The sequence below is a fragment of the Kocuria himachalensis genome, assembly GCF_054784195.1.
Map to the genome: position 1 here is coordinate 1 of NZ_BAAGPL010000021.1, position 9,182 is coordinate 9,182.

Annotated in this window: 8 protein-coding genes; 4 read left to right on the top strand and 4 right to left on the bottom strand. The window is 72.2% G+C overall.

Going from position 1 to position 9,182, the window contains the following annotated elements:
• Positions 1-233 precede the first annotated feature (233 nt).
• Positions 234-437: a hypothetical protein gene (locus tag ACYVM4_RS15630; protein ID WP_368823547.1), complete on the bottom strand. Its 204-nt coding sequence runs from the start codon at positions 435-437 to the stop codon at positions 234-236.
• A 110-nt stretch (positions 438-547) separates the two neighbouring features.
• Positions 548-1,369: a MurR/RpiR family transcriptional regulator gene (locus tag ACYVM4_RS15635; protein WP_368823548.1), complete on the bottom strand. Its 822-nt coding sequence runs from the start codon at positions 1,367-1,369 to the stop codon at positions 548-550.
• A gap of 85 nt (positions 1,370-1,454) precedes the next feature.
• Between ACYVM4_RS15635 and ACYVM4_RS15640 the strand changes: the two genes are divergently transcribed.
• Positions 1,455-2,732, top strand: coding sequence for a DUF4032 domain-containing protein (locus tag ACYVM4_RS15640; protein ID WP_460669122.1), 1,278 nt, complete (start codon positions 1,455-1,457; stop codon positions 2,730-2,732).
• A gap of 21 nt (positions 2,733-2,753) precedes the next feature.
• Here the strand turns inward: ACYVM4_RS15640 and ACYVM4_RS15645 are convergent, their stop codons facing one another.
• Together ACYVM4_RS15645 and ACYVM4_RS15650 are read right to left on the bottom strand one after the other, a co-directional pair.
• A complete protein-coding gene (locus tag ACYVM4_RS15645) occupies positions 2,754-3,329 on the bottom strand; it encodes a TetR/AcrR family transcriptional regulator (RefSeq protein WP_460669123.1) in 576 nt (191 codons plus the stop codon).
• A 36-nt stretch (positions 3,330-3,365) separates the two neighbouring features.
• Complete coding sequence (locus ACYVM4_RS15650) at positions 3,366-5,624, bottom strand: HAD-IB family hydrolase (protein ID WP_368823551.1); 2,259 nt, start codon at positions 5,622-5,624, stop codon at positions 3,366-3,368.
• A 148-nt stretch (positions 5,625-5,772) separates the two neighbouring features.
• Here ACYVM4_RS15650 and ACYVM4_RS15655 point away from each other — a divergent pair, with 148 nt between their 5' ends.
• From ACYVM4_RS15655 to ACYVM4_RS15665, 3 genes are read left to right on the top strand one after another with little or no spacing between them, the layout of a single operon-like run.
• Positions 5,773-6,561 (top strand): SDR family NAD(P)-dependent oxidoreductase, encoded by a 789-nt coding sequence (locus tag ACYVM4_RS15655; RefSeq protein ID WP_460669124.1) that lies wholly within the window; start codon positions 5,773-5,775, stop codon positions 6,559-6,561.
• Positions 6,558-7,343, top strand: coding sequence for a lysophospholipid acyltransferase family protein (locus ACYVM4_RS15660; protein ID WP_368823553.1), 786 nt, complete (start codon positions 6,558-6,560; stop codon positions 7,341-7,343). Before ACYVM4_RS15655 ends, ACYVM4_RS15660 begins: the two co-directional genes overlap by 4 nt.
• Before the next feature lie 40 nt (positions 7,344-7,383).
• The gene (locus ACYVM4_RS15665) at positions 7,384-9,057 is read left to right on the top strand and encodes an FAD-binding oxidoreductase (protein WP_460669125.1); all 1,674 of its coding nucleotides are present in this window, start codon (positions 7,384-7,386) and stop codon (positions 9,055-9,057) included.
• The last annotated feature ends 125 nt before the right edge of the window (positions 9,058-9,182 follow it).

Here is a 9,182-nt window from a genome sequence, read left to right on the forward strand (position 1 = left end):
GAGGGCCGCACCCCGCCCCGGGCCGGGCAGAGGATCTGGGTCGCCCCGGACCTGGACCGCGTGCACCTCTTCGACACCACCACCGGCACCCGCCTGCCCGACTGAACCCCCGGGCCGGCACGCCAGCGGGCCGGCACGTCAGCGGGCCGGCACGTCAGCGGGCCGGCCCAGCGCACCGACGCCACGGCGCCCTCCCCCGACGGGGAGGGCGCCGTGGCGCGTCCGGGACCGGATCAGTCGCCGGCGGGGTGGTCGGCGAGCACCTGCTCGACCAGCTCGGGGTCGGCGTCCCGGACGTCCCAGTTGCCGGTGCGGTCGTGGTAGTCCCGTGCGGCGGCCGTCACGTTGTAGCGGCTGGCGTCACGGGGCGGGTCGGAGTGCTCGAGCACGTGGAGGAGATGCGTCTCGGCCTGGGCGAGTGCCTGCGGATCGTGCATGGCGGGTTCCTTTCGGTACGGACCGGACCGTTCCCGGCCCGGATTGATCAGCCAACTGACGAATTCTAGCCGACGGTTCCCTGCGGCGCACCGGGCCCCACCGACTCGGCTCAGCGCAGGTCCAGCTCCTCCAGCTCCTCGTAGAGCTCGGCGGCGCGGCTCACCCGCTGTCGCCCCTCCAGTCCCGCGGCGGCCAGCACGCCGTCGGCGAGCACCGACACGAGGCTCATGGCCGCGGCGTAGGAGTCGAACGGTCCCACGCCGTCGAGGGGGCACTCGATCCACAGGTCCACGGCCGACGCGTGGCGCCGGGCCGTGCTGTCCGCGATGAGGACGGTCCGCGCCCCCGTGGCCGCGCAGACCTCGACCAGGTGCTCGAATCCGCGGGGGCGCCGCCGGAAGCCCAGCAGCACGACGACGTCGCCCTCGCCCACGCCCACGAGCTCCTCCCCGAGGGTCTGGCCGGGCAGCGGGGCGAGCCGGACCCGGTCCCGCGCCTGCTGCAGCTGCTGCCTGAGGTGCAGCGCGACCGGGTAGCTGTTGCGCAGACCGACGAGCAGGACCGTCCCCGCGTCCGCCAGGGCGCGCACGGCCCGTGCCGGTCGGTCCTCCCCCGCCGGGTCCAGGACCTTGCGCAGGTTCTTCAGCTCCTGCTCCAGGTGCTGGCTCAGCTCCGGGTCGGCGTCCGGGCCGAAAGGCACGCCCTGCTGGCGCAGGGTGCGGGCCGTCTCCCGGAGGTCGGTGAAGGACTCGAAGCCCAGATGCCGGTACAGCCGGGAGAGAGTCGCTCGGGAGACGCCGCTCATCTGCGCGAGCTCCGCCGAGCTGTACAGGGCGAGGTCGTCCAGGTGGTCCAGGATCAGGTCGGCGGCCCGCTGCTCCTGGGGAGAGAGCCCGGCGTAGTGCGCATGGATGCGCTGTTCGATCGACACCCTCACCACCCTAGCGACCGCCGGGATCGGCGCGGGAGGCCCCGCGGGGACACCGGGATCACCCCGGTTGCTACCATGACCCGGTATGAAGGGTTCCCTGGCCCCACATGTCCCCCTCGCGCCCCAGGACGGCCCCGCCCCCGGCGGACGGTCCGGGAGCGTGTCCATCCAGACGGCCTTCCCGGACCCTGTGCTCCTGGAACTGCCGTGGGACACCCCCCTCGAGCAGTGGCCGGAGGACGTCCTCGCCGCTCTTCCCCGCGGCATCTCCCGGCACGTCGTGCGCTTCGCCCACGCCGGAGAGAAGATCGTCGCCGTCAAGGAGACCGTCCCCCACTACGCCCGGCACGAGTACGCCACCCTGCGCCGGCTGCAGCGCATGGGCATCCCGTCCGTCGTGCCGGACTCCGTGGTCACGGACCGGTACACGCCCGAGGGCGAGCCCCTCCCGGCCGCCCTGGTGACGGACCACCTGAGCTTCTCCCTACCCTACCGGGCCATCTTCTCCGCCGGCCCCAGCGCGGCCACGGTCGAGCGGCTCGTGGACGCCCTCGCGTCGCTCATCGTGCAGCTGCACCTCTCGGGCTTCTACTGGGGTGACGTCTCGCTCTCGAACACGCTGTTCCGCCGGGACGCCGGAGCGTTCGCCGCCTACCTGGTGGACGCGGAGACGGGCGAGATCCACCCGGAGCTCACCCGCGGCCAGCGGGGGTACGACATCGAGCTGGCCCGCACCAACGTGGCCGGGGAGATCATGGACCTGCTCGCGGGGGCCGCCGAGGAGGGACACGACATCGCGGACGTGGTGGACCCCTTCGAGGTCTCCGACCGGCTCGTCGCCACCTACGAGTTCCTGTGGCGCGAGCTGACGGTCGAGGAGTCCTTCAGCATGGACGAGCGCTGGCGCGTGGTCGAGCGGGTGCGCCGCCTCAACGAGCTCGGCTTCGACGTCGAGGAGGCCTCCATGGACACGGTCGACGGGCGGATCCGGCTGCGCCCGCAGGTCGTGGAGCCCGGCCACCACACCCGCCGCCTGCAGCGGCTCACCGGCCTCAGCGCCCATGAGAACCAGGCGCGCCGGCTGCTGACCGACATCGCGCAGCTGGGGCAGGACCTCTATCCGGGCCTGCCCGAGGAGCTCGTGGCCCAGCTGTGGATGCGCGAGGTCTTCTCCCCGATCATGGAGGCGGTCGCTCCGCCGATGCGCCGCAAGCTCGAGCCCGCCGAGATCGTGCACGAGGTGCTCGAGCACCGGTGGTTCCTCTCCGAGCGCGCCGGCAAGGACGTGGCGACGCACACCGCGGTCGAGGACTACGTGGCCTCGGAGCTGGCCCAGCGCCCGGACGAGCGAGAGGTCTTCTGAGCCGGAGCCGGTCCGGACGGTTCAGGGCCGGTGCGCCTCGAGCACACCGGTCAGGGTCCGGTGCACCCGCCGGGGCCAGTCCTCGCCCAGACTCCCGTACCGGGCCACGTGGGAGTAGGCCGAGCCCAGCACGAAGTCCAGGACGACGTCGACGTCCAGGTCCGGACTCAGCCGCCCCGCCGCCGTCTCCGCGGCGAAGAGCTCCTTGAGCCGCTCCACGCGCGGCCGGACCAGGTGCGCCCGCAGGATCCGGGACGTCTCCGAGTCCGGGTCGCTCAGCAGCGAGACCGCCACCCCGATGCCCATGTCGTGGAGCAGGAAGTCCAGCGCCTCGGCGAGACCCTCGTCCCAGCTCGCCGGGGCGCTCGGCCCCTGCGGTGAATACGTGGCCACGGCGTCCTCGAGAGCCCCCTCGAGCATTTCCAGGCTGTTCGCGTAGCGGCGGTAGATCGACGTCTTGGCCACGCCGGAGGCCGCCGAGACCGCCTCGATGCTCACCCGGTGCGGTCCGCCCTCACGCAGGAGGGCGAGTGCCGCCGCGGTGATCTTCTTGTCGGTGGTGACGGTCCGCGGATCGGTCCGGTCGTCGTCGCCCATCGGTGCCCTCCTGCTCGCCGTCCGCCGCCGGAGCGCTCAGGCGGTCTTCCAGTCCTCGATGGGCCAGTGGTTCTTCCTGGCCAGCCGGTACAGCGGCAGGTCGGGGTTGACCGTGTAGGGGTGGCCCATGAGCAGCAGCCAGCTGGCGTCCGCGTGGGAGTCCCCGTAGCCGTAGGAGCGGGTGAGGTCGTAGCCGCCCTGCTCGGCGTACTTCTTGAGCCACTGGGCCCGCGCCTCGTCCACCAGGGGCGGAGCGGCGAGGTAGCCGGTCATCACGCCGTCGCGCTCGTCCATCCGGCCCGCCACGACCTCGTCGAAGAGGTGGGCGATGGGCTCCACGAGCAGGTCGATGGACCCGGTGACCAGCACCGTGCGGTGCCCCGCGGCCCGGTGCTCCTCGATCCGGGTCAGGGCCCCGGGGCGCAGGAGGCGCCGCATGTCCTGGCCGAGCGGACCGGCCACCTGCTCCCGCACGGTCCCGGCGGGCACGCCCTGGTAGCGGCGCATGAACGCCCGGATGAACTCCCCGCGGTCCCGCTTCTCGGCCTTCAGGTAGGTCGGGGCGCTCGAGACGAGGTCGGCGACCTCCGCGGGCCACTTCGCGGGGTGCAGCGTCCGGCGGCGCAGCTGCAGGTACTGGCGGATGACCGTGGAGTCCAGGACGGTGCCCTCGAGGTCGAAGACCGCCAGCACGTCCGTGCCCTCGCTGAGGCCCCGCCTGGCGGTGCTGCGCCGTTTGGACGCGGCCTGGAGCCGGCCGTAGGCCTTGGTCATCGTGGTCAGGGCCGGCAGGTGCACGTTCTGCCAGTAGTCGGCCCAGTCGATCGACCGGACGTCGAAGGTCCGGTCCGCGGGCGTGCCGGCGGGCAGCGAGTCGTTGAGCTGCCGCGTGCTGGCGTCGTCGAAGATCATCTCGGTGCGCGTGTAGGACTGGTAGAGGTCCACGTAGGTGCGCAGGGACCCGAGGCCGGACTGCATGCGGTGCAGGGAGGTGGACCACTCCCGGGTGCGGGAGGTGGCGGGCAGCGCCGAGGTGATCCGGCCGCCCACGGCGGAGAGCCTCTCCTTGACCGCCAGCGAGCGCTCCACGGCGTTGTTGGCCGGGAACTTCCACTCGGGCACGCGGATGGGCTTGCCCTCGGCGTCCTCGAGCGGGTGGGCGAGGAAGAAGGACCGGACGTTCTCGTACATCTGGTGGAACGGGAGCGGGTTCGAGGCCCCCGAGCAGACCTGGTAGTACGCCGGGGCGGGGTCCGCCTGCCCGTCCGGGGTGACCGTGCCCGACGGGGCGCGGTGCCCGTCCGTGGCCAGCGCCACGATCACGTTGACCACGAAGTCGACGGGGATGACGTCGAGCACGGAGTCCGGCAGCCCCGGGAACTCCGGCAGGGCCCCCTTGGCGTAGGCCATGATCAGCGGGTCGGCCACCTTGTAGCCGTCGATCCAGCCGGGGTACGGGTGGCGCAGCGCGGACTCGATGATGGACGGGCGGACCACGGAGAGACGGTGGCCGGCGCCCGCCCACTTCTGCTCGGCGACGCGCTCGCCCAGGGCCTTCGTGAAGGTGTAGATGTCGGTCCAGCCGAGGGACTGCGCCCGGGTGCGCCCGTACTCGACGAGGCGGGTCCGGACCCACTCCTCGCGCGCGGCCTCCGCGGCGCGGGCCACCGACTTGGGGCCCTCCTTACCGTGGTCCGCCGTGGCGTCGTCGATGATGGACTGCAGCCGCTCCGGGGTGCGGGAGGCCATCTCGGCCTCGTCCCGCGCCCGCTGGGCCGCCTCGAACTCGGCGGCCCAGTCGACGTCGTGGTCCACGGGCGCCTCGGGGCGCAGGCCCTTGGCGATCCCGCCGACGTAGCAGGTGGAGACGTGGATGACGTGCGGGTCCTGCCCGGAGGCCAGGAGCGCGTCGTAGAGCCCGGTGGCGCCGCCGACGTTCGTGCTGAAGGCCTCATGGATGGGCGGGTCGAAGGACACGGTGGAGGCCGAGTGGATCACCACGTCGAAGGGCTCCGTGATGCCCGCGAGCGCCGAGAGATCCCCTTCGAGCACCGCGGTGCGCTCGGCGAAGACCCGCTTGGCCTCGTCGTCCCCCAGGCTCTCCCGCCAGGAGCGGAACGCGGGTTTGCGCAGCAGCTGCCGCAGCCGCTGTTCACCGCTGATGCTGCCCCTGGGACGGACGACGGCGGTGACGTGCACACCCTCGTGGGCGGACAGCAGCCGTTCGAGCACCGCCTGCCCGAGGAAGCCGGTGGCTCCCGTCAGCAGGACGCGCGTGGTGGGGGTCTCGGTCAACGGTGTTCCTCCGGTGGTGTGCTGGTCCGCCGCCGGTGCTGAGCGGGCGGGGGGCTGCGGGCGGACCCTGCCCGGCGGGCGACGACGGCGCCCTCCGAGCGGATCGCACCCGGCTACGCTACGGCTACCGTAGTGTAGCCTAGATCTCATGCTTACCGCTCTCGTGACCGGAGGGACGTCCGGCATCGGCGCCGCGTTCGCCGAAGCCCTGGCCCGCCGGGGAAATGCACTCGTCCTGGTGGCCCGCGACGCGGACCGCCTCGAGCAGGTCGCGTCCAGGCTGCGCACGGAGCACGGCGTGCCGGTCGAGGTCCTGCCCGCCGACCTCTCCGACCGCGCCGACGTGGACCGCGTCGCCGCCCGGGTCGAGGACCCCGAACGACCCGTGGACGTGCTCGTGAACAACGCCGGGTTCTCGGTGAAGACCCGCTTCGCCGACCCGGACACGGGCGCCCACGACCGCGCCTTCGAGGTGATGTGCCGAGCCGTGCTGGTGCTCTCCTCGGCGGCGGCCCGGGCGATGACGGCGCGCGGCTCCGGCTGGATCATCAACGTCTCCTCCACCGCGGGACTGGTCACGATGGGCTCGTACTCGGCGATCAAGGCCTACACGACCGCGTTCACCGAGGCCCTGGCCGTGGAGCTCCACGGGACGGGCGTCCACGTCACCGCCCTGCTGCCGGGCTGGGTGCGCACGGAGTTCCACGAGCGCGCCGGCATCAGCGGTTCCTCGATCCCCTCCTTCATGTGGCTCAGCCCCGAGCGCGTGGTCGAGGAGGCCCTCGACGACGTCGCGCGCGGCAAGGTGCTCTCGATGCCCACCAGGCGCTATCGGCTCCTCGGGTTCGCCCTGCGCCACCTGCCGCGCTCCGCGGTGCGCCGGATATCGGGCCTGGTGGCCTCGGCCCGCCAGAAGGAACGGGCGGCCGGCTCGTGACCCGCCGCGACCCCCACGACCCCGTCCCGGTCCAGCGCTCCATCGACGGCGGCAGCGCCGGCTCCTCCTCCGAGGCCGCACCGGAGGCCCCGCCCGCGTCCTCCGCGCACCTGAGCCCCGACCGCTTCCGCAACCCGCGGCGCCGGCTCGCCCGCAGGATCGCCCAGCGGATCTTCCTGCAGGGCCTCGCGTACCGCACGGTCCGCCGCACCGTGGTGACGCACCCCGCGGCCGACGCCCTGGAGGGGGCGTGCATCGTGGTCGCCAACCACTCGAGCCACCTCGACGCGCCGCTCGTCCTGGGCTCGGTGCCCCGGCGCATCCGCCGGGACCTCGCGACCGGGGTGGCCGCGGACTACTTCTTCACCGCTCCGCACAAGCGCATGTTCACCGAGCTGATCTTCAACGCCTTCCCGGTGGACCGGACGGGGACCGGGGCGAACCGGGGGCTGTCCAAGCAGCTGCTGAAGGCCGGGGTCCCGCTGCTGATTTTCCCGGAGGGCACACGGTCCCGCACGGGGAAGATGGGCACCTTCAAGATCGGTGCGGCGGGCCTCGCCAAGGCCGTGGGAGTGCCTGTGGTCCCCGTCGCGCTGATCGGGGCCTACGAGGCGATGCCCCGCGGCGCCCGCTGGCCGCGCCGCGGCCGCCCCCGCGTGGTGGTGGCCGTCGGCGAGCCGCTGGCCGCCCGCGAGAAGGAGCCCACCTCCTCGTTCAACGACCGGATCGAGGCCTCGGTGCGGGCGCTCTACGCCGAGCACCGCCCGCGCATCGACGCCTGACCCACCGCCACCCCCCGAGAACCAGGAGAGTACTGCGCAGATGGCACACGTGAAGCACATGAAGTGGTGGGGGTGGGGCGAGGAAGGCGTTCACTTCGAGTACGCGAACAAGCCCGCCTTCGCCCCGTTCGTCAAGAACGCCCTGGACGTGGACCTGCGGCCCCGGCAGCGTGACACCATCGACTTTTCCACGGTGAGCGTCCCGGCCTCCCGCGCCGAGGACGCCCTCCTGAACGCGCTGGCCGACATCACCGGAGCCGAGCACCTGACGCTCGACGACGAGCTGCGCATCGTGCACTGGGCCGGCAAGTCCGTCACCGAGCTGCTGCTCACCCGGGCGGGAGACTTCGCGCGCGTGCCCGACGTGGTCGTGTATCCCGGCACCGAGGACGAGGTCGCGCAGGTGCTGCGGCTGGCGGTGGAACGCGACCTCGTGGTCATTCCCTTCGGCGGCGGCACGAGCATCTCCCGGAGCCTCCAGCCGGACCCCCATGAAGAGCGAACGATCGTTTCCCTGGACCTGGGGCGGATGAACCAGGTGCTCTCGCTCGACGAGACCTCGGGTCTGGCCACCATCCAGGCCGGTGTGCTGGGCCCGGACATGGAGGAGCAGCTCAACGCCCGCGGGTGGACACTGGGCCACTTCCCGGACTCCTTCACGCACTCGACCCTCGGCGGCTGGGCCGCCACGCGCTCCTCGGGGATGCAGTCCGACAAGTACGGGGACATCGCCGACATCGTGCGCGGCCTGCGCGTGGTGCGCTCCGGCGGGACCGTGGTGCTGCGCCCCCTCCCCTCGACCTCCACGGGCCCGAGCCTGCGGGAGATGATCATCGGCTCCGAGGGCCGGCTGGGCGTGATCACCCAGCTGGACGTGCAGGTGCACCGCATCGCCGAGCACCGCGAGGTCATCGCGTACATGTTCCCCACCTGGCAGCAGGCGCTCATCGCCATGCGCGAGATCGCACGGTCCGGCGTCAGCACCACGTTCGCCCGCGTCTCCGACGCCCACGAGACCGCGTTCTCCCTGTCCACCCAGAAGGCACCCGCCACCCTGAAGAAGAAGGTCTCGGCGAAGGGCCAGGACGTGCTGTGGGAGCTCATGCGGCGCCGCGGCTGGGACACCGACGCCATGTGCATCGCCTACGTGTGCTTCGAGGGCAGCAAGCCCGAGGTCGAGCGCCGGAAGAAGGCGGTGGCCGGCATCGCCAAGAAGCAGGGCGCCCTGGTGCTCGGAGCCGGCCCCGGCGCGCTCTACGACCAGAAGAAGTTCGACACCCCGTACCTGCGCGACTTCCTGCTCGAGCAGAACACCATCGGCGACGTGTCCGAGACGGCGGCACCGTGGTCGAAGCTCACCACGGTGCACCAGGCGGTCTACGAGGCCGCGCAGCGGGCCTTCGAGTCGCAGGGCAAGATCGGGTGGATCATGTCCCACATGTCCCACTCCTACCACGCCGGGGCCTGCCTCTACTTCACCTTCGGGTACGAGATCGGCGGGGACCCGCACGGCGAGTACGCCGTCATCAAGAGCGCGATCCAGCAGGCGTTCATCGACGCCGGCGGCACGCTGTCCCACCACCACGGGGTGGGTCTCGAGCACAGCCCCTGGATGGAGCAGGACGTCTCCCCCGAGGGCGTGCAGCTCATGCGCAGCCTGTTCGCCGCCGCGGATCCGGGGGGCAACTTCAATCCTGGCAAGATCGTGGGCTGATCGTTCCGGTCCCGCACCACAGAGCAGGCCCCCACCGGCATCGGTGGGGGCCTGCTCTACTGTCCGCCGGTGAGCGGACCACTGCATCTGTTACAGGGTGGCCGTCGGGCGTGGGCTGATCGTTG

What these genes read in the sequence shown, in the direction of transcription:
- ACYVM4_RS15665 (WP_460669125.1), top strand. Translation starts at nt 7,384, where the DNA reads ATGGCACACGTGAAGCACATGAAGTGGTGGGGGTGGGGCGAGGAAGGC.
- ACYVM4_RS15630 (WP_368823547.1), bottom strand. Translation starts at nt 437, where the DNA reads ATGCACGATCCGCAGGCACTCGCCCAGGCCGAGACGCATCTCCTCCAC.
- ACYVM4_RS15655 (WP_460669124.1), top strand. Translation starts at nt 5,773, where the DNA reads ATGCTTACCGCTCTCGTGACCGGAGGGACGTCCGGCATCGGCGCCGCG.
- ACYVM4_RS15645 (WP_460669123.1), bottom strand. Translation starts at nt 3,329, where the DNA reads ATGGGCGACGACGACCGGACCGATCCGCGGACCGTCACCACCGACAAG.
- ACYVM4_RS15640 (WP_460669122.1), top strand. Translation starts at nt 1,455, where the DNA reads ATGAAGGGTTCCCTGGCCCCACATGTCCCCCTCGCGCCCCAGGACGGC.